Source organism: Nonomuraea sp. ATR24 (genome assembly GCF_041950485.1).
Taxonomy (GTDB): Bacteria; Actinomycetota; Actinomycetes; order Streptosporangiales; family Streptosporangiaceae; genus Nonomuraea; species Nonomuraea ceibae.
The window spans coordinates 201,722-223,794 of the sequence record NZ_JBGNUU010000007.1 but is presented as its reverse complement, the minus strand read 5'-3'; the positions used below and the strand labels follow the sequence as shown (position 1 = coordinate 223,794).

25 protein-coding genes are annotated in these 22,073 nt (G+C 73.8%); 15 read left to right on the top strand and 10 right to left on the bottom strand.

Features of this window, described 5'->3' with window-relative positions:
- The first annotated feature begins 39 nt into the window (after positions 1-39).
- The 4 genes from ACBI99_RS20270 to ACBI99_RS20255 are packed head-to-tail and all read left to right on the top strand — an operon-like array spanning position 40 to position 3,064.
- A complete protein-coding gene (locus ACBI99_RS20270; RefSeq protein ID WP_375073066.1) occupies positions 40-897 on the top strand; it encodes a hypothetical protein in 858 nt (285 codons plus the stop codon).
- Complete coding sequence (locus ACBI99_RS20265; protein WP_375073065.1) at positions 894-1,832, top strand: ABC transporter ATP-binding protein; 939 nt, start codon at positions 894-896, stop codon at positions 1,830-1,832. The genes ACBI99_RS20270 and ACBI99_RS20265 overlap by 4 nt, the downstream gene beginning before the upstream one ends.
- The gene (locus ACBI99_RS20260; protein ID WP_375073064.1) at positions 1,829-2,674 is read left to right on the top strand and encodes a hypothetical protein; all 846 of its coding nucleotides are present in this window, start codon (positions 1,829-1,831) and stop codon (positions 2,672-2,674) included. Before ACBI99_RS20265 ends, ACBI99_RS20260 begins: the two co-directional genes overlap by 4 nt.
- A gap of 36 nt (positions 2,675-2,710) precedes the next feature.
- A complete protein-coding gene (locus ACBI99_RS20255) occupies positions 2,711-3,064 on the top strand; it encodes an SdpI family protein (RefSeq protein ID WP_375073063.1) in 354 nt (117 codons plus the stop codon).
- Here ACBI99_RS20255 and ACBI99_RS20250 read toward each other — a convergent pair.
- Positions 3,061-5,130, bottom strand: coding sequence for a SpoIIE family protein phosphatase (locus tag ACBI99_RS20250; protein WP_375073062.1), 2,070 nt, complete (start codon positions 5,128-5,130; stop codon positions 3,061-3,063). The two genes, ACBI99_RS20255 and ACBI99_RS20250, sit on opposite strands and share 4 nt — an antisense overlap.
- 246 nt (positions 5,131-5,376) lie before the next feature.
- Here ACBI99_RS20250 and ACBI99_RS20245 point away from each other — a divergent pair, with 246 nt between their 5' ends.
- Positions 5,377-6,096 (top strand): VOC family protein, encoded by a 720-nt coding sequence (locus tag ACBI99_RS20245; protein ID WP_375073061.1) that lies wholly within the window; start codon positions 5,377-5,379, stop codon positions 6,094-6,096.
- Positions 6,097-6,282: 186 nt separating this feature from the next.
- On the opposite strand, the gene ACBI99_RS20240 is transcribed toward ACBI99_RS20245, so the two are convergent.
- Positions 6,283-6,705, bottom strand: coding sequence for a hypothetical protein (locus ACBI99_RS20240; RefSeq protein WP_219507631.1), 423 nt, complete (start codon positions 6,703-6,705; stop codon positions 6,283-6,285).
- A 119-nt stretch (positions 6,706-6,824) separates the two neighbouring features.
- Here ACBI99_RS20240 and ACBI99_RS20235 point away from each other — a divergent pair, with 119 nt between their 5' ends.
- Positions 6,825-7,448, top strand: a complete 624-nt coding sequence (locus ACBI99_RS20235) for a TetR/AcrR family transcriptional regulator (RefSeq protein WP_375073060.1) — start codon at positions 6,825-6,827, stop codon at positions 7,446-7,448.
- Between the two features lie 77 nt (positions 7,449-7,525).
- Here ACBI99_RS20235 and ACBI99_RS20230 read toward each other — a convergent pair whose 3' ends face one another.
- Positions 7,526-7,939: a RidA family protein gene (locus ACBI99_RS20230; RefSeq protein ID WP_219507627.1), complete on the bottom strand. Its 414-nt coding sequence runs from the start codon at positions 7,937-7,939 to the stop codon at positions 7,526-7,528.
- A 10-nt stretch (positions 7,940-7,949) separates the two neighbouring features.
- Complete coding sequence (locus ACBI99_RS20225; RefSeq protein ID WP_375073059.1) at positions 7,950-8,558, bottom strand: TIGR03086 family metal-binding protein; 609 nt, start codon at positions 8,556-8,558, stop codon at positions 7,950-7,952.
- A gap of 55 nt (positions 8,559-8,613) precedes the next feature.
- Here ACBI99_RS20225 and ACBI99_RS20220 point away from each other — a divergent pair, with 55 nt between their 5' ends.
- On the top strand, positions 8,614-9,048 hold the full coding sequence (locus ACBI99_RS20220) for a MarR family winged helix-turn-helix transcriptional regulator (RefSeq protein ID WP_219507623.1): 435 nt from the start codon (positions 8,614-8,616) through the stop codon (positions 9,046-9,048).
- Here ACBI99_RS20220 and ACBI99_RS20215 read toward each other — a convergent pair.
- Positions 9,038-9,835 carry an SDR family NAD(P)-dependent oxidoreductase gene (locus ACBI99_RS20215; RefSeq protein WP_375073058.1) on the bottom strand — a complete coding sequence of 266 codons (798 nt, stop codon included), beginning with the start codon at positions 9,833-9,835 and terminating at the stop codon, positions 9,038-9,040. The genes ACBI99_RS20220 and ACBI99_RS20215 overlap by 11 nt on opposite strands.
- A 55-nt stretch (positions 9,836-9,890) precedes the next feature.
- Here ACBI99_RS20215 and ACBI99_RS20210 point away from each other — a divergent pair, with 55 nt between their 5' ends.
- From ACBI99_RS20210 to ACBI99_RS20195, 4 genes are all read left to right on the top strand, one after another.
- Entirely contained in the window at positions 9,891-10,484 is a 594-nt protein-coding gene (locus ACBI99_RS20210; RefSeq protein WP_219507619.1) for a TetR/AcrR family transcriptional regulator, read from the top strand.
- Between the two features lie 58 nt (positions 10,485-10,542).
- On the top strand, positions 10,543-10,953 hold the full coding sequence (locus ACBI99_RS20205; RefSeq protein ID WP_219507617.1) for a VOC family protein: 411 nt from the start codon (positions 10,543-10,545) through the stop codon (positions 10,951-10,953).
- Positions 10,954-11,067: 114 nt separating this feature from the next.
- Positions 11,068-13,458 (top strand): excinuclease ABC subunit UvrA, encoded by a 2,391-nt coding sequence (locus ACBI99_RS20200; protein ID WP_219507616.1) that lies wholly within the window; start codon positions 11,068-11,070, stop codon positions 13,456-13,458.
- A 41-nt stretch (positions 13,459-13,499) separates the two neighbouring features.
- Positions 13,500-14,156 (top strand): maleylpyruvate isomerase N-terminal domain-containing protein, encoded by a 657-nt coding sequence (locus ACBI99_RS20195; RefSeq protein WP_219507614.1) that lies wholly within the window; start codon positions 13,500-13,502, stop codon positions 14,154-14,156.
- Between the two features lie 16 nt (positions 14,157-14,172).
- Here the strand turns inward: ACBI99_RS20195 and ACBI99_RS20190 are convergent, their stop codons facing one another.
- Entirely contained in the window at positions 14,173-14,562 is a 390-nt protein-coding gene (locus ACBI99_RS20190) for a hypothetical protein (protein WP_219507612.1), read from the bottom strand.
- 175 nt (positions 14,563-14,737) lie between these two features.
- Between ACBI99_RS20190 and ACBI99_RS20185 the strand changes: the two genes are divergently transcribed.
- Together ACBI99_RS20185 and ACBI99_RS20180 are read left to right on the top strand one after the other, a co-directional pair.
- Positions 14,738-15,700, top strand: a complete 963-nt coding sequence (locus ACBI99_RS20185) for an alpha/beta hydrolase (RefSeq protein WP_246645325.1) — start codon at positions 14,738-14,740, stop codon at positions 15,698-15,700.
- A 60-nt stretch (positions 15,701-15,760) separates the two neighbouring features.
- On the top strand, positions 15,761-16,405 hold the full coding sequence (locus ACBI99_RS20180) for a dihydrofolate reductase family protein (protein WP_219507611.1): 645 nt from the start codon (positions 15,761-15,763) through the stop codon (positions 16,403-16,405).
- Here ACBI99_RS20180 and ACBI99_RS20175 read toward each other — a convergent pair.
- Complete coding sequence (locus ACBI99_RS20175) at positions 16,381-17,346, bottom strand: helix-turn-helix domain-containing protein (protein ID WP_357587954.1); 966 nt, start codon at positions 17,344-17,346, stop codon at positions 16,381-16,383. The two genes, ACBI99_RS20180 and ACBI99_RS20175, sit on opposite strands and share 25 nt — an antisense overlap.
- A gap of 100 nt (positions 17,347-17,446) precedes the next feature.
- Between ACBI99_RS20175 and ACBI99_RS20170 the strand changes: the two genes are divergently transcribed.
- Positions 17,447-18,478, top strand: coding sequence for a trans-acting enoyl reductase family protein (locus ACBI99_RS20170; RefSeq protein ID WP_219507609.1), 1,032 nt, complete (start codon positions 17,447-17,449; stop codon positions 18,476-18,478).
- On the opposite strand, the gene ACBI99_RS20165 is transcribed toward ACBI99_RS20170, so the two are convergent.
- Entirely contained in the window at positions 18,475-19,410 is a 936-nt protein-coding gene (locus ACBI99_RS20165; protein ID WP_219507608.1) for an RNA polymerase sigma-70 factor, read from the bottom strand. The genes ACBI99_RS20170 and ACBI99_RS20165 overlap by 4 nt on opposite strands.
- A gap of 144 nt (positions 19,411-19,554) precedes the next feature.
- On the opposite strand from ACBI99_RS20165, the gene ACBI99_RS20160 reads away from it, so the two are divergent.
- Positions 19,555-20,310, top strand: coding sequence for an SDR family NAD(P)-dependent oxidoreductase (locus ACBI99_RS20160; RefSeq protein WP_375073057.1), 756 nt, complete (start codon positions 19,555-19,557; stop codon positions 20,308-20,310).
- Positions 20,311-20,334: 24 nt separating this feature from the next.
- Here ACBI99_RS20160 and ACBI99_RS20155 read toward each other — a convergent pair whose 3' ends face one another.
- Positions 20,335-21,507 (bottom strand): CU044_5270 family protein, encoded by a 1,173-nt coding sequence (locus ACBI99_RS20155; protein WP_375073056.1) that lies wholly within the window; start codon positions 21,505-21,507, stop codon positions 20,335-20,337.
- Positions 21,500-22,051, bottom strand: coding sequence for an RNA polymerase sigma factor (locus ACBI99_RS20150; RefSeq protein ID WP_375073055.1), 552 nt, complete (start codon positions 22,049-22,051; stop codon positions 21,500-21,502). Before ACBI99_RS20150 ends, ACBI99_RS20155 begins: the two co-directional genes overlap by 8 nt.
- Between the last annotated feature and the right edge of the window lie 22 nt (positions 22,052-22,073).

Here is a 22,073-nt window from a genome sequence, read left to right as displayed (position 1 = left end):
GATGACGCCGTGCCCGAGGGGACAAGGAGCCGAACCGTCATGCGTCATCCCACAGAACACCCGCCCCGGCGCGCCGTCCGGGCCGTCCTGCGCAGCCCCGTGGCCGCCGCGCTCGCCGTCGCCGTCGTCCTGGCGGGCGCGGGCACGGCCGCCGCCAACGACTGGGTGCCGATCTTCCGGACCGAGCGGATCGAGCCGGTCGGTGTCGGCGCCGCCGACCTCGTCGCCCTGCCCGACCTGAGCGCGTACGGCGACGTCGTGGTGACCGGCGGCGACGGGCCGCGCGAGGTCCCGGACGCGGCGGCCGCCAAGGCGCGCACCGGGCTCGACGTGCCCGTGGTGCGCACGCTGCCGCGCGGCGTCGCCGGCGAGCCCGTCCACCAGGTCGTGGGCGAGATGACCGCGACGTTCACGTTCTCCGCGGACCGGGCCGGCAAGGCCGCCGCCGAGGCCGGGCAGCCGCTGCCGCCGCCCCCGCCGGGGCTGGACGGGCAGCGGGTGCGCCTGGTCGCCGGGCCCGGTGTGGCCGGGATCTGGTCGCAGCCCGCCGGGGTGCCCGCCCTCGTCGTCGGCCGCGCCGTCGCGCCCCGCGCGCTGTCGTCCGGCGTCCCGTACGCGAGCGTGCGCGACTACCTGCTGACGCTGCCCGGCCTGCCGGACGAGGCCGCCGCGCTGCTGCGCGCGTTCGGCCCGGAGCGGGACACCCTGCCGCTGCCCGTGCCGGCCGGGCGGTTCACCACCTCCCGGGCGAGCGTGCACGGGGTGCCGGCCACGGTGATCGCCACCCGCGACCGGACGCTGGCGGCCGTCGTGTGGGTGGACGGCGGCGTGGTGACCGCCGTGGCGGGCGCGCTGGACGCCGCCGAGGTGCTGGCGGTCGCCGGGGACCTCCGATGACCGGCGGCACGCCGCCGAGCCCGCCCGCCGTGCGGTGCTCGGGCCTGCGCAGGCGCTACGGCAGGCGGCCCGCCGTCGAGGACGTGTCGCTGGAGGTGGGCCGCGGCGAGGTGGTCGGGCTGCTCGGCCCGAACGGCGCCGGCAAGTCCACGGTGATCAAGATGCTGCTCGGCCTGGTCCGCCCCGACGCGGGCGAGGCGGTGCTGCTCGGCCGGCCCGCGGGCGATCCCGCCTCCCGCGCCCGCGTCGGCTACCTGCCGGAGCTCTTCCGCTACCAGCCGTGGCTGAGCGCGGCCGAGGTGCTGGCCCTCCACGTCAGGCTGGCGGGCGTCACCGTGCCCGCGCCGGAGCGGCACGACTGCCTGTCCCTCGTCGGGCTGGGCGAGCGCGCCGCCGACCGCGTGGGCGGCTTCTCCAAGGGGATGCAGCAGCGGCTCGGCCTGGCGGTCGCCCTGGTGGCCCGGCCCGAGCTGGTGATCCTGGACGAGCCGACCAGCGCGCTGGACCCGCTCGGCCGCGCCGACGTGCGCGACATCGTCCTGGCGCTGAAGGCGCGCGGCGTCGCCGTGCTGCTCAACTCGCACCTCATCGGCGAGGTCGAACGGGTCTGCGACCGCGTCGTCATCCTCGACCGGGGCCGGGTCGCCGCGTCCGGGACCCTCGGCGAGTTGCTCGGGCGGCGCAAGCTGCGGCTGCGCCTGACGGACCTCTCCCCCGAGGCGCAGGCGCGGCTGGCCGCGACCGGGGACGTGCGGCGGGACGGCGACGGGTTCACCGTGGCGCTGCCGGCCGGCGACGACGAGGCGGCCGTCCCTGAGCTGGTGCGCGACCTGGTCGCGCTCGGCGTGCGCGTGCACGCGGTCGAGCCGGCGCGCGTCAGCCTGGAGGAGCGCCTGCTCGGCATCCTGCGGGCCGGTCAGGAGGACGCCGCATGACGGTCCTCACCGTCGCCGCGCTCACCCTGCGCGAGGCCTCCCGGCGGCGCGCGCTGCTGGCCGTCGTCGTGCTCACGGCCGCGCTGCTCCTGCTGAGCGGCTGGGGGTTCTCCCGGCTGGCGGCGGAGAGCGGCCTCGGCACGCTCACCAGCGGCCAGGCCAGGCTGGCTGCCTCCCAGCTGCTCAACCTGGTGATGTTCGGCCTCAGCCTGATCGCGGCGCTCGGCACCGCCTTCCTCGCCGGGCCCACGCTGTCGGGCGAGACCGAGTCGGGCATCGCGCTCGCGGTGCTGGCCCGGCCGGTCCGCCGCTCGGCGGTTCTGCTGGGCAAGTGGCTGGGCCTGGCCGCGTTCGGCAGCGGCTTCGTCGTGCTCGCCGGGCTGGCGCAGTGCCTCGTCGTCCTGGCGACGGTCGGCTACTGGCCGCCGCGACCGGCGACCGCCCTGGCGCTGCTCGCCGGGCAGACGGTCGTGCTGCTCACGCTGGGCCTGCTGCTGGCCACGGTCGTCTCGCCGATGGCCTCCGGCGTCGTCGCGGTGGGGCTGTTCGGCGCCACCTGGGTCGCCGGGGTGGTGGGCGGCATCGGCGAGGCGCTCGGCAACGAGGGCGTCGCGCGCGTCGGCGCCGTCTCACGGATGCTGCTGCCCACCGACGGGCTGTGGCGCGGCGCCATGCACGCCTTGCAGGACCCGGTGGTCCTGGCGCGGTTCGGCGCCGAGTTCGACGGCTTCCCGTTCCTGGGCGCGGCGCCGCTCTCGGCCGCCTACCTCGGGTGGGCGGCGGCGTGGGTGGCGATGATGTGGGCGCTCACCGCGGTGTCCTTCCAGCACAGGGATCTGTGACTGGTACGGGCCTTCGCCCCGCTTCACGATCGAATGGTGGAGATCCTCCCGTACGTGCTCGCGGCCGGAGGCCTCACCGTGGTCGTCACCGGCTTCCTCGGCCTGACCGAGCGGCTGCCCCGCAACGGCGCCGTCGGCGTCCGCACCCCCGGCACGATGCGCAGCGAGGCCGCCTTCCGGGCCGCCAACAAGGCCGCCGGCGTCCCCATGCTGGTCGCGGGCGGCATCGGGCTGGCCGGCGGCGCGGCCGTGTGGCTCATGCCGTCCGGGCAGGTCACCGCCGCCTACGTGACGATCGCCGGCCTGCTCGTGATGACCGTGGCGGGCGGCGTGGCCGGCGTCCGGGCCGCCAAGGCCGTCGACGACGGCGACGCCCGACCGTCCCGCTAGCCGGGGCCGGGCATGCGCAGCGCGATCATGGCGATGTCGTCCTGCCCGGAGACCGGCATGCGGCTCAGCACCTCGTCGCAGAACTGCTCCAGCGGCGCCCGCGCCAGCTCGCCCGCGTGCTCGCTCAGCCGGGCCAGGCCGTCGTCGAGGTTCTCCCCTGGCCGCTCCACCAGGCCGTCGGTGTAGAGGAGCAGCGTCGCCCCCGGGGGCAGCGGCTCGCGCGCCGAGACGTACTCGCGGGGGTAGGGCACGCCGAGCAGGGGGTTGGCCCCCGCCGTCAGGAAACGCCCCTCGCCCGCGTACGTGACCAGCAGCGGCGGCGGGTGCCCGGCGACCGCGTAGTTGAGCCGGTGGCCGCCGTCGTGCGGCTCGATCCTGGCCAGCACGCAGGTCGCCGTCTCGTCGCCGTACAGCGTCTCGGTCGCCATGTTGAGCCGGGACAGGATCTCCCCCGGCGGCTCGCGCCGGTCGACCACCATGCCGCGCAGCATGTTGCGGAGCTGGCCCATCGCCACGGCGGCGCGCAGGTCGTGCCCGGCCACGTCGCCGATGGCGAGCACGGTCGCGCCGTCCGGCAGCACGAACGAGTCGTACCAGTCGCCGCCCACCTCGGCGGCGGCCAGGCTGGGCCGGTAGCGGGCGGTGATCAGCAGGCCGGGCACGCGCGGCGGGTCCGCGAGCAGGCTGTGCTGCAGGGCGAAGGCGATCTGGCGGGTCCGCTGGAAGTGCATGACGTTCTGCAGCGCGTCGTGGGCCTGCTCGAAGATCTGCCGCAGCAGGTCGATCCCGGCCCGGCCGATCGGCGGGCGGTCGCCGCAGGTCGCCGCGGTGACCACGGCGGCGACCGTGCCGTTGACCGACACAGGCAGGATCGCCAGGCTGTTGGCGTGGCTGAGCTCCAGCCAGGTCCGGGTGCCCGCCGGGCCGAGGTCGGGCGGCGGCGAGCCCGGCGGGAACGTCTCCAGGAACGGCCTGGCCTGGCGCACCGCGCGCACGAACCGCGCGTCGGACGGCAGCCGCTGGGCGCTGAAGCGCGGCATGCGCGGCAGCCCGGGGCCCGCCGCCGTCGCCACCCGCTCGACGACCAGCGTCGTCTCCCCCGCCAGCCCCTCCGCCAGATCGGTCACCAAGTGGACGCCGCAGCCGTCGGCGAGCTCGGGCACGATGACGTCGGCCAGGGCGCCGAGCATCTCCTCCACGGACGTGCGGTTGGCCATCGCCTCGGCGGCCCGGCTCAGCAGGCGCAGGCGGCGCTGCGCCTGCCACTGCTCCTCGATGTCCGTGCAGCTCCCCACCCACTCGATCACCCGGCCGTCCTGCTTGATCGGCACGGCGCGGACCTGGAAGTGCCGGTAGCCGCCCTCCGTGGTGCGCAGCCGGTAGGTGTGCTCCCACCGGTCGGGCACCCGCTCCAGCGCGCGCTGCCACGACTGCGCCGCCTCGGCCCGGTCGTCGGGATGCAGGGCGTGCAGCCAGCCCTCGCCGCGGAACTCCTCCCACGGCTGCCCGGTCACCCGCTCCCAGCCGGGGCTCGGCTCGCTCACGCCGCCCTGGGGACCGGTCACCCAGATGATCTGCGCGCTCACCCGTACCAGGCTCTCGTAGCGGCGCAGGATGCGGCGGCGCTCGTCGGCGATGTGCTGGATCTCGCGGGCGGAGCCGACCTGGTCCGTCACCTCCAGGCACATCACCAGGACGCCGCGCCGGTCGGCGAGCGGCCGGTCGTCGAACGTCGTCTGGGACAGGCTGAACGTGAAGAACCGCTCCTGCCCGCTCTCGGTCAGCAGGGTCGGATCGCCCGGCATGTCGGTGACGACGATCGGCTCACCGGTGTCGAAGACCTGGTCGAACAGCAGGAAGTAGTCCTTCTTGACGAGGTCGGAGAACGCCTCCCGGATCGGCACGCCGAGCGGGCGCTCGCCGAACAGCGACCGGTAGCCGCGGTTGGTGTAGAGCAGCCGGTGGTCGTGGCCGAGGGTGACGGCGATCCCGACGGGCGCGGGCTCCAGCACCTCGAAGGTCAGCCCGCTGACACCGTCGCCATCGCGCTCCCCGGCACCGCTCATGATGACTCCTCCCGATGACGCGCGCGAGCAGGACGTCATCACATGCTGGGCGGCGGACGGTCAGCACGAGCCGCGTGACACGCGTGACCGTACGAAGGAGTTCACCAGTCCTGGTCAAAGGCATGCCAACCGTGCGTCGCCGTCCGGCGCATATTCGTTGGCGTGGCGGCTCGGGCGCGGGCTAGCGTTGCTGCCGCGATCCGCCCATACGTGACAGACCCGTACCTGATTGATTGGAGACGCGGGATGACCTCTCAGCTCGTCGCGCTCAGCTTCGACGCCCACGATCCCGTCCGGCTCGCCCGGTTCTGGGCCGGAGTCCTGGGCTGGGAGTCGGCCGACGATCCCCGCGAGGGCATCACGCTCCTGCCGGCCGACGACACCGGGTTCCGGCTGCGGTTCCTCCCGTCCCAGGAGGACAAGCCCGTCCAGAACCGGATGCACTTCGACCTGACCAGCAGTTCGCTGGAGAACCAGCGCGAGACGGTGGCCCGCGCGCTCGAACTGGGCGGCCGGCACATCGACATCGGGCAGAGCCCCGACGATCCGCACGTCGTCCTCGCCGACCCCGAGGGCAACGAGTTCTGCGTCATCGAGCCGGGCAACAAGTTCCTCGCCGACTGCGGGTCCATCGGCGCGCTCTCCTGCGACGGCTCGCAGCAGGTCGGCTACTTCTGGAGCGAGGCGCTCGGCTGGCCGCTGGTCTGGGACCAGGACGAGGAGACCGCGATCCGCTCGCCGCACGGCGGCCCCAAGATCGCCTGGGGCGGCCCGCCGGTGGAGGAGAAGCACGGCAAATGCCGGCCGCACTTCGACCTCACGCCCGCGGACGGCGACCAGCGGGCCGAGGTGGACCGCCTTCTCTCGCTCGGCGCGCAGCGGGTCGATCTCGGCCAGGGCGACGTCCCCTGGGTGGTCATGGCCGACCCCGACGGCAACGAGTTCTGCGTGCTGCCTGCCGGCTGACCCCGCTGGAGGGTGCGCCGGTGGACGCGGGAGACCGGGTGGGCGGGCGCGATCCGGTGAAACTCCCGCATCGGTGACCTCGGGGTGAGCCCCAGGTGCGGGCGGGCGCCGGGGGCGGCGGTGACGTAGCCGCGCAGGATCCCGGCCCGGTGCTCCGGCGCTTGAGCGCGGCGAGCGCGCGGCCGGTCACGCCGGTCTTCTCCAGAGCGCGACGGCGGCGAGTCCGGCCGCGCACGGCAGGACCTGCAGCCAGCCCAGCAGCGGCGCGAGCCCCACGTCCCCCGAGGTGTCGCGGACGGTCAGCGCGGCGACCGCGACGCAGGCCCCGGCCACGAGCAGGCCGATCGCCGCCGCGCGGGCCCACCGCCTGCCCGCGCGGGCCGCCCAGGCCGTGCCGAGCCAGCCGGCCAGCCCCAGTGCCCCGGCCGTGGCCAGGATCACCAGGTAGGCGGTGACGGCGGCGTCGATCGCGCCCGTTCCGTAGGACGGGTAGCCCGCCCTGATGTGACCGGCCAGGAGTGACCGGCTCGCGAACGGGACGAGGGCGGCCAGGGCGGTGAGCCCGGCCCCCAGATACAGCAGCGCCAGCGCGCTTCGGTCTCTCGTCATCGTCTTACCCCTTCTTGGTTTGAGACAGTCACTGTCTCAAGCATGTGACTGTACGTCCCGTGTTTCAGACAGTCAATGTCAGAAGAGAGCAGCTTGCTGGAACCTGGTAGGGTGCCGGCATGACCGGGCTACGCGAACGCTGGCGGCTCAAGGCCATGCGCGCCATCCAGGAAAGCGCCCTCGACCTGTTCGACGAGAAGGGCTTCGGGGCCGTCACGATCGAGGAGATCGCCGCCGCCGCCGAGGTGTCGCCGTCGTCCGTCTACCGCTACTTCGGCACCAAGGAGGGCATCCTGGTCGCCGACGAGTTCGACACCATGAGCCCGGAAAGGCTCAAGGAGTTCCTGGATCCGCGCGACCCCGTCGGCAGCCTGCTGCGCGCCGTCCGCGCCTACGAGGCCGCGCCCGTTCCCGGGGAGGCGGCGCCGGCCGGCAGGAGCCCGTGGCGCAGGGTGCGTTACTTCTTCGCCGAGCCGTCGGTGCGCACGGCCGTCTGCGGCACCCTCGACCGCGCCGGTCAGCGGATCGCCCCGCTGATCGCGGAGTCGGGCGAGGTGAGCCGGACGCAGGCCCGGGTGATCGCCAACGCGCTCGCCTTCGGCTACTTCGCCGCGCTGGAGCAGTGGTATCTCGACGGCGGCGAGCGCCCCATCGCTGACTACGTCGAGGAGGGCATGCGGCCGCTGAGCGCGCTCTGGAGCGCCCCCCGGCAGCCGGTCAAGCCGCCGCCGCGCCGGACATGACGGCGCCCTCGCGGCCCTGCCGCTGGCCGTCCTCGTCGTACGGCCGTGGTTCCGCCCGTACGACGAGGGCTCTGAGCTCAGCCGCCCGCGCCCGGGAGCACGGCGACGGCCTCCACCTCGACGAGCTGGTCGTCGTAACCGAGCACGGTCACGCCGAGCAGGGTGCTGGGCACGTCGTGCTCGCCCATGTACTCCCGATAGACCTCCCAGGCGGCGACCAGGTCGGCCTGCCGGGAGGAGGCCACGTACACGGTGGTCTTGGCGACGTCCGTCAGTGACGCGCCGACCTCCTCCAGCGAGATCACGAGGTTGCGCATCACCTGGTGCGTCTGGGCGACGTAGTCGCCGGCCGCGACGGTGTCGCCGTCGAGGTCGAGGGGGCACGCGCCGGCCACCCAGATGTTGCGCACCGGCGCGTCGGCGACGGCGGCGTAGGCGTAGTCCACCTGCTGCGTGAGCCGGGGGTTGCGGACCAATCTGACACTGCTCATGGCATGCTCCTCATGGTTGTTGCCGGGGCCAGCTCGGTGAGCGGCCCAGGTGTGCGACGATCTCGTCCAGCTTCGTCCCGCCCTCCCAGGCGAGCGCCGGCGCGAAGGGCGCCCGTGGCGCGCGGCGGGCGTCGCCGTCGGGCACGGCCTTGGCCACGGCCAGCGCGGCCTCCAGCAGGCCGGGCGGGAACTCGACCCCGGCGCCCAGCGCCTTGGCCAGGTCCCAGGAGTGGACGACGTAGTCGATGAAGTGGAAGCCGATCGCCTGCCTGCCGGGGAAGACCGCCCCGCTGCCGAACTCGGGCAGCGGGAAGTCGCGCTCCGGCACGCCGTCGACGGCGAACGCCGCCAGCACGTGCTCGGCCGAGGCCCGGTAGCCCGCCGCCGGGTCGGCGCCGAGCGGGCGCGTCTCCCAATGGGCCAGGCCGCCGTCGCCCCTGGACGCCGCGGCGAACCCGTGGTGCTGGGCCGCCATGTGCGCGAGCAGGTCGTGGACCGTCCATCCGGCGCAGGGCGTCGGGCGTGACAGGTCCGGCTGCCGCACCCTGGCGGCCAGCTCCACGCTGACCTGGACCGCCTGGGCGTCGAGCGCGACGATCGGTTCCCCGTTTGTAGGCATTGGCTTATGATCTGCGCATGCTTATCATCTGTCAAAAGGTTTTCGCGGGCGCGTCATGAGCCGACGCGACCTGGCCGAGATGCTGCATCCGCTCCTGCAGGCGCTCATCGCCGCCGAACGGCCCGTGCTGGCGGAGCACGGGGTGACCATGTGGGGCTACGCCGTGCTCGGCGCGCTCCACGACGGCTCGGTGCGCACCCAGGCGGCGCTGGCCGAGGCGATCGGCGCCGACAAGACCCGCATCATCGGCACCCTCGACCGGCTCCAGGCCGCCGGGCTCATCACCCGCGAGCCCGATCCGCGCGACCGCCGCGCCCGCATCCTGGCGATCACCGGCGAAGGCCACCGGCTGTGCGGCTCGATCCGCGCCCGGATCCAGGAGGCCGAGGACCGCCTGCTCGCCCACCTGCCCGAGGCCGACCGCGAGACCTTCCTGCGCGCCCTGCACACGCTCCACCGGCTGGTCCGGGAGGCGGAGGTCACGCTCTGACGGGGCCGCCCAGGGCGCGGACGGCCTGCTCGAAGCGCCGCGCCTCGGCCGGGTCCACGGTGATGGCGACGGGCCTGCCCTTCTTCCAGGCCGTGAGCGGCGCCACCGGCGGCTGTTCGACGAGCGCGGCGATCGGCGGCACGGCCTTGCTCACGGACTGCGCGAACACGGCCGACCCCGCCCGCACGAGCGCGCGCAACGGCTGCCGGAAGGGCGTGTGCAGGCTCGTCGCGACGAACACCGGGTTGTAGAGCACGTACCGGATGCCGGCGGACCCGTAGGCCGCCCCCAGCAGCTCGCTCGCGCGGGCGCCCTGCATGGTCGCGGTGAAGCCCCGGTAGCCGTTCCTGAGCTGGAGGTCGTCCCAGTGGATGCGGCCGCCCTGCCCGGCGCCGCACAGGTTGACGATCACCGGTCGCGGCGCCTGCTCCAGCGGGCCGCGCAGCCCTTCGGCCATCAGCCAGCGGTTGATCACGTACAGGGCGAAGGTGTGCTCGAAGCCCTCCTCCGTCTCGACCCGCGCCGGGTTGAACCGGAACGCGGCGAGCACCAGGGCGTCGATGACGGGGTGTTCGGCGGCGAGCCGTGCCACCAGGTCGCGGGTCCGGCTCACCGAGCTGAGATCGCACCTGACGAACCGGGCTCCCGGCGCCTCCTGGCGCAGGCGGCGGCCGCCTTCCTCGCTGCTGCCCACGGCCACGACGCGGTCGCCGCGCCCGGCGTGGTGGCGGGCGAGCGCGAGGCCGATGCCGCTCGTGCCGCCGGTGATCACGATGGTGCGGGACATAAGTTGAGGTCCTCCTCAAGTTGAGATGGACCTCAAGTTAGCTAAGCTTGCGGACATGCGCAAGGACGCCGTGCACAACCGCGAACGCCTCCTGGAGGCGGCCCGGCGGCTGTTCGCCGACCGCGGGCTCGACGTGCCGCTCGAGGAGATCGCCCGCACGGCCGGGGTGAGCATCGGGACGCTCTACAACCGCTTCCCCACCCGCGACGCCCTGGTGGAGGCCGTGTTCGCCGACCGGGTCGCCCGGGTGAGCGAACTGGCCGAACAGGCGCTCGCGGCCGGCGACGCCTGGGAGGGGTTCACCGCGTTCCTGACCGGCGTGTGCGAGCTCCAGGCCGCCGACCTCGGCTACAACGACCTCGCCGCGCGGACCGCGGCGGCCGGCGACCGCGGCCCCGCGCTGATGGAAGAGATCCTCGACCGCGCCCGGCGGTCCGGTGACCTGCGCGACGACGTCACGCTCACCGACCTGGCCTTCGTGATCTGGGGCGTCGCGGCGACCGTCAAGGCCACGCACGACGTCGCGCCGGGAGCCTGGCGGCGGCACCTGGCGCTCTCGCTCGACGGCCTGCGCGCCGCCGCCGCCCGGCCGCTGCCCGCCCCTCCCCTGTCGGCCGAGCAGGCCCGCGCGGCGATGCGGGCGTGCTGAGCGCATCGGTCAGGAATGGAGAAGCGCCCCGCCCCTCCCCCCGCCTAGCGTGACCTGCATGGACATCACCATTTACGCAAGCTTCCTCCCGTACGACGACCCGGACGCCTCCCTGGCCTTCTACCGCGACGCCCTCGGCTTCGAGGTGCGCGGCGACGTGGGCGCCGAGGGGATGCGCTGGATCACCGTCGGCCCGCCCGGCCGGCCCGGCACGTGCATCGTGCTGGAGCCGCCCGTCACCGACCCGAACGTCAGCGAGGACGAGCAGCGCGCCATCGCCAGCCTCATGGACAAGGGCGTCTACGCCGGTATCACGCTGGCCACCCCCGACCTCGACGAGACGTTCAAGCGCGTCCAGGCCGCCGGCGCCGACGTCGTCCAGGAGCCGACCAGCCAGCCGTGGGGCGTGCGCGACTGCGCCTTCCGCGACCCGGCGGGCAACCTGGTCCGCATCAACGAAGCGCGGTGACCGGCGCGCCACGTACCTGAGACCGACGAATAACCTCGAAGCTGGTCGGATCACACCCCGGCGAGTGCGCGAAGGCGACCTCAGCGAGCCTGAGCAGAAACAGATGGAGAGAGCATGAGCACGGCCCCTGGCCAGGACGCGCAGTCGCCTGCGCGGCACGACGCCGACACGCACGACCTGATCCGCGTCCACGGCGCCCGCGTCAACAACCTCAAGGACGTCAGCGTCGAGATCCCGAAGCGCCGGCTGACGGTGTTCACCGGCGTTTCGGGCTCGGGCAAGAGCTCGCTGGTGTTCGGCACGATCGCCGCCGAGTCGCAGCGGCTGATCAACGAGACCTACAGCGCGTTCGTCCAGGGCTTCATGCCCTCGCTGGCCCGGCCCGAGGTCGACGTGCTCGACGGGCTGACCACCGCGATCATCGTCGACCAGCAGCGGATGGGCGCCGACCCGCGCTCCACCGTCGGCACCGCGACCGACGCCAACGCGATGCTGCGCATCCTGTTCAGCCGCCTCGGGCAGCCGCGCATCGGCTCCCCCCAGGCGTTCTCGTTCAACGTCCCCACCGTCCGGGCCAGCGGCGCGATCACCGTCGAACGCGGCGCGCGCAAGACGGAGAAGGCGACTTTCACCCGCATCGGCGGCATGTGCACCCGGTGCGAGGGCCGGGGCACGGTCTCCGACATCGACCTCACCCAGCTCTACGACGACTCCAAGTCGATCTCCGAAGGCGCGTTCACCATCCCCGGCTGGAAGTCCGACAGCTTCTGGACCGTCCGCGTCTACGCCGAGTCCGGGTTCGTCGACCCCGACAAGCCGATCCGCGACTACACCAAGAAGGAACTGCAGGACTTCCTCTACAAGGAGCCGACCAAGGTCAAGGTCGACGACGTCAACCTCACGTACGAGGGCCTGATCCCCAAGATCCAGAAGTCGTTCCTGTCCAAGGACCGCGAAGGCATGCAGCCGCACATCCGGGCGTTCGTCGACCGGGCGGTCACCTTCACCACCTGCCCCGAGTGCGACGGCACCCGGCTCGGCGAGGAGGCCCGCTCCTCGCGCATCGCCGGGATCAACATCGCCGACGCCTGCGCCATGCAGATCAGCGACCTGGCCGAGTGGATCCGCGGCCTCGACGAGCCGTCGGTCGCGCCGCTGCTCGCCAAGCTGCTGCACACCCTGGAGTCGTTCGTCGAGATCGGGCTCGGCTACCTCTCGCTCGACCGGCCCGCGGGCACGCTGTCGGGCGGCGAGGCGCAGCGCACCAAGATGATCCGCCACCTCGGCTCCGCGCTCACCGACGTCACCTACGTCTTCGACGAGCCCACCATCGGCCTGCACCCGCACGACATCCAGCGGATGAACAACCTGCTCAAGCGGCTGCGCGACAAGGGCAACACCGTCCTGGTCGTCGAGCACAAGCCGGAGACGATCGCCATCGCCGACCACGTCGTCGACCTCGGCCCCGGCGCCGGCACGGACGGCGGCAGCATCTGCTACGAAGGCACCTACGAGGGCCTGCGGGCCGGCGGCACCATCACCGGCCGCCACCTCGACGACCGCGCCCGGCTCAAGGACACGGTACGCAAGCCGACCGGCAAGCTGGAGATCCGCGGCGCCAACCGGCACAACCTGCGCGACGTCGACGTGGACATCCCGCTCGGCGTGCTCTGCGTCGTCACCGGCGTCGCCGGATCCGGCAAGAGCTCGCTGATCCACGGATCGATCCCGGCCAGGGCGGGCGTCGTCTCCGTCGACCAGAGCGCGATCAAGGGCTCGCGGCGCAGCAACCCGGCGACCTACACCGGGCTGCTCGAACCGATCCGCAAGGCGTTCGCCAAGGCCAACGGCGTCAAACCGGCGCTGTTCAGCGCCAACTCCGAGGGCGCCTGCCCCACCTGCAACGGCGCCGGGGTCGTCTACACCGACCTGGGGATGATGGCCGGCGTCGCCACCACCTGCGAGGACTGCGAGGGGAAGCGGTTCCAGCCGGCGGTGCTCGACTACCGCTTCGGCGGGCGCGACATCAGCGAGGTGCTCGCCATGCCGGTGACCGAGGCCGCCGAGTTCTTCGGCTCCGGCGAGGCCCGCACCCCGGCCGCGCACGCCATCCTCGGCCGCCTCGCCGACGTCGGGCTCGGCTACCTCAGCCTCGGCCAGCCGCTCACCACGCTGTCCGGCGGCGAGCGGCAGCGGCTCAAGCTCGCCACCCACATGGCCGACAAGGGCGGCGTCTACGTCCTCGACGAGCCGACCACCGGGCTGCACCTCGCCGACGTCGAGCAACTGCTCGGCCTGCTCGACCGGCTCGTCGACGCCGGCAAGTCGGTCATCGTCATCGAGCACCACCAGGCGGTCATGGCGCACGCGGACTGGATCATCGACCTCGGACCCGGCGCCGGGCACGACGGCGGCCGGGTCGTCTTCGAGGGCACGCCCGCCGACCTCGTCGCCGCCCGCTCCACCCTCACCGGCGAGCACCTGGCCGACTACGTGGGCGCGTAGCGACCGGCCCGTCAGCGGCGGCGTCGGTTAGCGTACTCGTCGTGGAGTCCTTCATCCGGTCGTGGGCGGCGTTGCGCGCCGCGGTCGCAGAGCTCACCGACGACGATTTCGCGCGGCCGTCCGGCTGCGCCGGCTGGCTGGTGCGTGACCTGGTGTGCCACCTGGTCATCGACGCCCAGGACGTCCTGATCACGCTCGTGACCCCCGCCGACGCGGAGCCGACCCGCGACGCGGTGACCTACTGGGAGGTCAGCCGGACGCCGCCGACCGGTGACGACCCGCTCGACGCGCTGATCGTCCGGCTCGCCGCCGCATACGAGGAGCCCCGGCTGCTCAAGTTCCACCTCGACGACGTCGGCTCGGCCGCCGGGCGCGCCGCCGCCCTCGCCGACCCGAGCCTGCGGGTGAGCACCCGTGACGTGGTGCTCACCGCGGGCGACTACCTCACCGCCTACGTCCTGGAGTGGACGCTGCACCACCTCGACCTGGTCGCGCACCTGCCCGGCGCGGCCGGGCCGCCCGCCGAAGGGGCGGCCCGGTCCAGGGCGATGCTGGAGCGGATCGCCGGCGCCGCGTTCCCCGCGTCGTTCTCCGACGCCGACGCGCTGCTGGTCGGCACCGGACGGCGCGCGCCCACCCGCGCGGAGGCGGCGGACCTGGGCGAGCTGGCGGCCAGGCTGCCCTTCGTCATCGGCTGAACCGCCCCGGGGCGGTTCAGCACTCGCCGCCCCAGTACATGTTCCTGATCGTCGCGCCCACGGCCCCGTCACGCAGGTCGAGCTTGTAGCCGCTGCCGGGGTAGAAGTGCAGGCACTTCGGATACCACTTCGAGCCGCCCTGGTGCCGGTACTCGAAGTACACGTGGTCGGCGCCGTTCTGCTGACGGCCGTTGTTGACGATCACCCAGAACGACTTGCCGTCCGGAACGTTCCCGGCGGTCTGGTAGTGGAGGTAGTCCGGGGTCTGGTTGCCGTTGTACAGGCACACGTTGCCCGGCTTGCAGCCCCAGACGGTGGTGTCGCCGGCCGAGGCCGGGGGCGCCATCAGCGCCAGCGCGAGGGTCGCGGCGGCGGACAGCGCGATCACGGTGCTCTTCCTGGTCATGAGCGGTCCTTTCCGTTAGGCGGCGGGGGCTTTGTTCGGCTTACCTGACCAGGGACGTTACGCCCGCCCGCTTTCGACGCGCTTTCGCCGCGACCGCCGGGGCCCTCGCCCGCGGGCCGTTCGGGGCGCACGATGGCACCACAGCCGAAAGCCACCGAGAGTCCGGAGGACTTCCTTGAGCTCACCACCGGTGCCGTTCGATCCGGAGCTGGGCGCGGCGCTGGCCGTGCTGGCCGAGTACGTGTCGCCGTCGATGACCCTGGACACGCTCGACGCCCTGCGGGCGGCCCGCGAGGTCATCCCGTCGCAGACCGACGAGGAGCTGTCCCGGGGCGGCGCGCTCGTCGTCGGCGAGCACACGGCCCCCGGCCCGCACGGCGACGTGCCGCTGCTGGTGTGCCGCCCGGCGGGTGCCGCCACGCCGCTTCCGGCGATCTACTACACGCACGGCGGCGGCATGATGTTCGGCGACGCCCGCACCGGGCTCGACGACCTGCTCGACTGGGCGCTGGAGCTGGGCCTGGTGGTGGTGTCCGTGGAGTACAGGCTCGCCCCCGAGCATCCGCATCCCGTGCCGGTGGACGACTGCTACGCGGGCCTGGTGTGGACCGCCGAGCACGCCGCCGAGCTGGGCGCCGACCCGGCGCGCCTCGTCGTGGGCGGGCCCAGCGCGGGCGGCGGACTGGCGGCGGCGCTGGCCCTGATGGCCCGTGACCGGGGCGGCCCGGCCCTGATCGGCCAGTTGCTCATGTGCCCGATGCTCGACGACCGCAACGACACGCCGTCGGCGGCGCAGATGGCGGGCCTGGGCATCTGGGACCGCACCTCGAACGAGACCGGCTGGACGGCCCTGCTCGGCGACGCGCGCGGCGGGCCGGACGTGTCCCCGTACGCGGCCCCGGCGCGGGCCGGCGACCTGTCCGGGCTGCCGCCCGCGTTCGTCGACGTCGGCTCGGCCGAGACGTTCCGCGACGAGGACGTCGCCTACGCCACCCGGCTCTGGCAGGCGGGCGGACAGGCGGAGCTGCACGTGTGGCCGGGCGCCTTCCACGGGTTCGACCTGATGGCGCCGCAGGCGGTGCTGTCACAGGAGGCGAGGGCGGCCCGGCTGCGCTGGCTGCGGCGGCTGCTGGCCTGACCGCAAGAATCCGCCGGCGGCTCCGACCACCTCCGAGATGAAGCTGTCAGAGGAGGACGAATGTCGCAGTTGCTGAAGGTGCAGTGCTTCACCGTGTCGAGGGACGGGTTCGGCGCCGGCGAGGGGCAGAGCCTGGAGCGGCCGTTCGGCCACGCCGATCCCGGCCCGATGTGGTCCTGGGCGGGCGCCACCGCGAGCTGGGTGAACCGGACCGACCCGGGCGGCACGCGCGGCCTCGACGACTACCTGACCCGCGACTGGGGCAACAACATGGGCGCGGAGATCATGGGCAGGAACAAGTTCGGCCCGCAGCGGGGCCCGTGGGAGAACCACGACTGGCAGGGGTGGTGGGGTGACCGGCCGCCGTTCCGCACGCCGGTCTTCGTGCTCACCCATCACGTACGGCCGTCGTTCACGCTGGCCGACACCACGTTCCACTTCCTCGACGCGAGCCCGGCCGAGGCGCTGGAGCGGGCCAGGCGGGCGGCCGGCGGCCGGGACGTGCGCCTGGGCGGCGGGGTGGCCACGATCCGCGAGTTCCTGGCGGCCGACCTGGTCGACACGCTGCACATCGCCGTCGCGCCGGTCGAGCTCGGGCGGGGCGAGCGGCTGTGGGAGAGCCACACCGAGCTGCTCGACCGCTTCCATCTCGACACGGTGCCGAGCCCGAGCGGCATGACTCACCTGCTGTTCTGGAGGCGCTGATCGGCGGCGCGTGAGCGGAAGGTGCGGCGGTAGGCGTCCGGGGCCACGCCCACCGCGCGGTTGAAGTTGCGGCGCAGCGTGGTGGCGGTGCCCATGCCGGTGGCCGCCGCGATGGCGTCCATGCTCTCGCCGGTGGTCTCCAGCAGCTCCTGGGCGCGCCGGATCCGCTGCGTCAGCAGCCACTGCAGCGGCGTGGTGCCGGTGACCGACCTGAAGTGGCGGCCCAGGGTGCGCGAGCTCATCCGCGCCTGGCGGGCCAGGTCCTCGACGGTCAGCGGCTGGTCGAGCCGTGCCATCACCCAGGGGAACAGGCCGGTGAGCGGATGGTTGCCCGGCTCCGGCACCGGCGTGGTGACGAACTGGGCCTGGCCGCCGTCCCTGTGCGGCGGCACGACCAGCCGCCGGGCGACCACGTTGGCCACCGAGGAGCCCCGGTCGAGGCGTACCAGGTGCAGGCACAGGTCCATGGCGGCGGCCTTCCCGGCGGAGGTCAGCACGCTGCCGTTGTCCACGTACAGGACGTCGGGGTCCACCGTCACCTCGGGGTAGCGGGACGCCAGGACCTCGGTGTGCGCCCAGTGGGTGGTGGCGCGCCGCCCGTCGAGCAGCCCGGCGGCGGCCAGCACGAACACGCCCGTGCACAGCGAGACCACGCGCGCGCCCGCCTCGTGCGCGGCGCGCACCGCGTCGACCAGGTCGGCGGGCGGGTCCACGTCGACGTCGGCCCAGCCCGGGACGATCACGGTGTGGGCGCGCGGGAGGTGGCCGAGGCCGTGGTCGGGCTCCAGCAGGAACCGGCCGGCGCGCACCGGGGCCGGGCCGCACACGGCCAGGTCGTACCAGGGCTCGACGCCGGCCGGGGCGAACCCGAACACCTCGTAGGCGAGGGACAGCTCGAAGTGCAGCATGCCGTCGGTGACGGCCAGCGCGACGGTGGTCATGTCCGGAATTGTATGGGTAATGGCGTTCCGGACACTCGTGCGGGCCGCCCGTGATCGGAAGGATGAACGCAACAGATCGACGCGAGTTCGGGGAGCACCCATGCAATCATCAGCGCACACGGTGGCGGTTTTCGGCGCGTACGGGCACACCGGGCGTTTCGTCGTGGCGCGGTTGCGGGAGCGCGGGTTCGTCCCGCTGCTGACCGGGCGCGACTCGGCCAGGCTCAAGGAGCTGGCCCACGAGACGGGGCTGGAGTTCCGCACGGCGTCGGTCGACGACCCCGGCGCGCTCGACCACGCGCTGGCCGGGGCGGCGGCCGTGGTCAACGCCGCCGGGCCGTTCGCCACGACGGCGGCCCCCGTGATCGAGGCGGCGCTGCGCGCGGGCATCCCGTACGTGGACGTGGCGGCCGAGATCGAGGCCAACGCCGACACGTTCGCGCACTTCGGCGACCGGGCCCGGGCGGCGGGCGCGGTGATCGTCCCCGCGATGGCCTTCTACGGCGGCCTGGGCGACCTGCTGGCCACGGCCGCGATGGGCGACTGGACGTCGGCCGACGAGGCGCACATCGCGTACGGGCTGAGCGGCTGGCACCCGACCGCCGGGACGCGGGCGGCGGGCGTGGTCTCCCGGCAGCGGCGGGACGGGCAGCGGGTCCGCTTCGCCAACGGCCGGCTGGAGTACCGCCACGACGAGCCGCCGGTCCTGGAGTGGCCCTTCCCCGCGCCGCTGGGGCCCCGGCCGGTCGTGGGCGAGTTCTCGATGGCCGACATCGTCACCGTGCCGAGCCACCTGTCCATCCCCGAGGTGCGCACGTACATGACGGTCGAGGCGGCCAGGGAGGTCGTCGCGCCCGACACGCCGACGCCGGCCCCGGCCGACGAGCTGGGACGGTCGGAGCAGACGTTCCTCGTGGAGGTCGTCGTGCGCTCCGGCGGCGCCGAGCGGCGGGCCGTGGCGCGAGGGCGCGACATCTACGCCTTCACCGCGCCGCTCGTGGTCGAGGCGGTCGACCGCCTGCTCACGGGACGGACCAGGGCGACCGGCGTCGTCTCCGCCGGTGAGGTCTTCGACGCGCCGGACTTCCTCCGCGCGCTGTCCGCCGACCTCACCGTGGAGCTGGAGTCCTAGCCGCCGGGCTCGGGCGGGAGCCGGCGGGCCCGCGTGGCCTCGCGGACCACGGCCCAGGCGTCCGCGACCGGGCCCAGATGGGCGAGCTTGTCGGGGTTCAGCACCGTACGGATCGTCTGGATCTGTCCGTCGAGGATGTCGAGCGACCAGATGTTGACGATCCGGCCGTCGCGGTCGCGGAAGATCGCGCCCGGCCGCCCGTTCACCTCGCGCGGCTCCACGGCGCCGCCGATCCGGACGAACGGCGGCACGATCGAGGCCAGCGTGCGGGCCACGTTCGCGGCGCCGAACACGCCCTCGCCCCACAGCGGGGCCTTGCCGCCGCTGTCGGCGACCAGCTGGACGTCGGCGGCCAGCAGCTCGCGCAGCCCGGCGACGTCACCTTCGGCGAAGGCGTCGAAGAAGCGCCCGGCCAGCTCCTCCCGCTCGCGCCGGCCGGCCTCGAAGCGGGCGCGTCCCGCGTCCATGTGGCGGCGGGCCCGCACGGCGAGCTGGCGGCAGGCCGCCTCCGACCTGCCGACCGCCGCCGCGACCTCGCCGAAGCCGAACCCGAACACCTCACGCAGCACGAACACGGCCCGCTCCAGCGGGCTCAGCCGTTCGAGCAGCAGCAGGGCCGCCATCGACACCGAATCGGCCAGCTCGGCCGCCCGCTGCGGATCGTCGTACGGGTCGGTGAGCAGCGGCTCGGGGAACCACGTGCCGACGTACTCCTCCCGCCGGACACGGGCCGAGCGCAGCACGTCGATCGCGATGCGGGTCACCACCGCCGACAGGAACGCCTTGGCCGACGCGGGCGGCGTCGTGATCGCCTCGTAGCGCAGCCAGGTCTCCTGTACGGCGTCCTCGGCGTCGCTCACGCTGCCCAGGATGCGGTAGGCGATCGAGAACAGCAGCGGCCGCAACTCCTCGAACTCCTCGGCCCTGCTCATGCGGGCTCCTTCCCGTCGTCGCGCCTGTTTCCGGTACCTGAGACGACACAGCCCGCCGTTCTGTGACATCGGCCCGCATGTCACAGAACGCCGGGCTGTCTCGTCTCGGGGCGGACACACCGTACGGACGACAAGGGGTTGATCATGAACGAGCGGAAGGTCGCGCTGGTCACCGGCGCCAACAAGGGCATCGGCCGGGCCGCCGCCGCCCAACTGGCGGCGCTGGGCATGACGGTGCTGGTCGGCGCCAGGGATGCGCGGCGCGGCGAGGAAGCCGCGGCGGCCCTGCGCGCGGCCGGCGGGGACGCGCACGCCGTCACCCTGGACGTCACCGACCCGGCCACGGCACGGGCCGCCGCCCGGCTGGCCGAGGAGCGATTCGGCCGCCTGGACGTGCTCGTCAACAACGCCGGCATCACCGGGTCCGGGCAGGTCGCGCCGCAGGACGCGCTCGACCAGCTCCCCAGTGTCGTCGACGTGGACATGGTGCGGGCGGTCTTCGAGACGAACGTGTTCGGGGTGATCACGGTGACCAACGCCATGCTGCCGCTGCTGCGCCGCGCCCCCGCGCCGCGCATCGTCAACGTCAGCAGCGGGGCCGCGTCGCTGACCATCGCCGCCACCCCGGGCGGGCCGCTGGCGGCGCTGCCCGCCTCGGCCGCCTACACGCCGTCGAAGGCCGCGCTGAACGCGCTGACCGTGCAGTACGCCAACGAGCTGCGCGAGGACGGCATCCTGGTCAACGCCGCCGACCCCGGCTACGTCGACACCGACATCAACGACCACCACGGCTTCCGCACACCCGACGAGGGCGCGGCCGTCCTCGTGCGGCTGGCGACGCTCGACGACGACGGGCCGAGCGGCGGCTTCTTCAACGACAGCGGCCCGGTCCCGTGGTGACGCCCCCGCCGCCCGGGCGGTCCGTCACGGCAGCGGGCGGGCGCTGAGCCGGCAGTCGCGGGGCCGCTGGGGGCGCTCGCCGGTCCAGCCCGCCTCGGGGGCCCAGGCCTGGTAGGTCATGAACGTCCCCTTGGCGAGCCCGTCCGTGCTCTCGTCCGCGATCGCGGCGTGCTCCGCCAGAACGGCGCCGGTCCGGGGGTCGAGGATGGTGGTGTACCGCTGCGCCACCTCGTCGTCGGCGCCGAACTCGGCGGTGAAGCCCTCGCTCTCCCTGAAGGTGACCGCGATTCCCGGACGTCCCAGCGGGTCGGTGATCGTGCCGCGCACCCGGGTCGTCGGCAGTCCGGCGAGCAGACGCAGGGCGGCCGCCCTGACCGAGGGCTTCACCGGGAGCTCCAGCAGGGCGGTGGAGGTGGCGAGGAACTTCTCGAAGCTGTAGCCGGGCTCCTTGTCCCGCAGGATCTTCCAGTAGGCACGCAGTTTCTCCCGGAGCTGTCCGGCGTCTCCGGGCAGCTCCGCGAGGTCGGCCAGCGTGAGCTCACCGATCCGGGAGTCGCCGAGCACGCCGTCCGGCTCGACCGCGCGCGTGTAGACGCACTGCGTGGGCTTGGACCGCAGCCGGAGCTTCGCGCAGTCTCCCGCCCGGGTGCCCGGCGTGCACACGCGCTGGACCGTGCCCGGGGAGCCCGCCGCCCGCCACGCCCGCTCGTCCGCCTCGGTGGCGGGGCGGACGAACTGCTGCCACTGCTCCGCCTGTACGGGGTCGCGGGGGTCGCGCGGCTGCCAGAGGTCGATCCGTGACGAGAACAGCACGTTGAACGCCTGATTGCCCGCCCGGACCCGGATCAGCGCGTCGTTGAGCAGTGGCCGCCGCCAGTAGGCGCCGCGCTCGTCCGGCAGCTTCGCGACCCGGTCCGCCAGCTGGAGCAGGGCGCTGTTGCCGCCTTCGGGCACGAGCACCGGTGCGGGAGCGGGCGTCATGTTCGCCACCAGCGTGACGATGGCCAGGACGACGGCGATCGTCGTCGCGGCGGCTCCCAGAGTCCATCCCCAGGCGGGGCCGCGCCGGCGCGCTCTTGCCGGCGGTCCCTGCTCGCGCCGGGCGGCGGCGAGCCGGAGTCGGGCCCTCTCGACCACCTCGGGCGAGGGCGGCGGGGCGTCGGGCAGCGCCCGCGCCAGGAGGCTCAGCTCATCCATGGGTCTCCTCCAGCGGGTTGACGTCGCCGAGCGCCTTGCGGAGCTGCTTGCGGGCGCGGTGGAGCCGGGAGGCGACCGTCCCGGCCGGGATGCCCAGGGCGGCGGCGACCTCGGCGTGGCTGAGGTCGCACAGCGCGCTCAGCAGCAGGACGTCGCGGTCGCCCCGGTTGAGCCCGGCCAGCGCCCCCGCCAGCTTGCCGGTCAGCCGGTCCGCGGTCACGCGGGTCAGGACCGCGTCCTCCGGATCGTGCTCGGCGCGCTCGGCCGTCCGGCTGAGCGCCTTCCACTTGCGGATCTCGGTGCGGCGATGCCGGGCGATGAGGTGGGTGGCGATGCCGTACAGCCAGGGGCGCACCCCGCCGCGCGCGGCGTCGTAGCCGCCCCGGCAGGCCGCCAGGAACACCTCGGCGGCCAGGTCGTCAGCCACGTCGTCGGACAGCCGCCTGGCGATGTAGCGGTGGATCTCGGTGAAGTGCGCGGTGAAGACGTGCTCGAAGTCCACCTGTAGATCGGGTGGGTCGGCCAGGTCGGGTGGAACAGCCATGCGGGCGTCTCCGCGGGGTCAG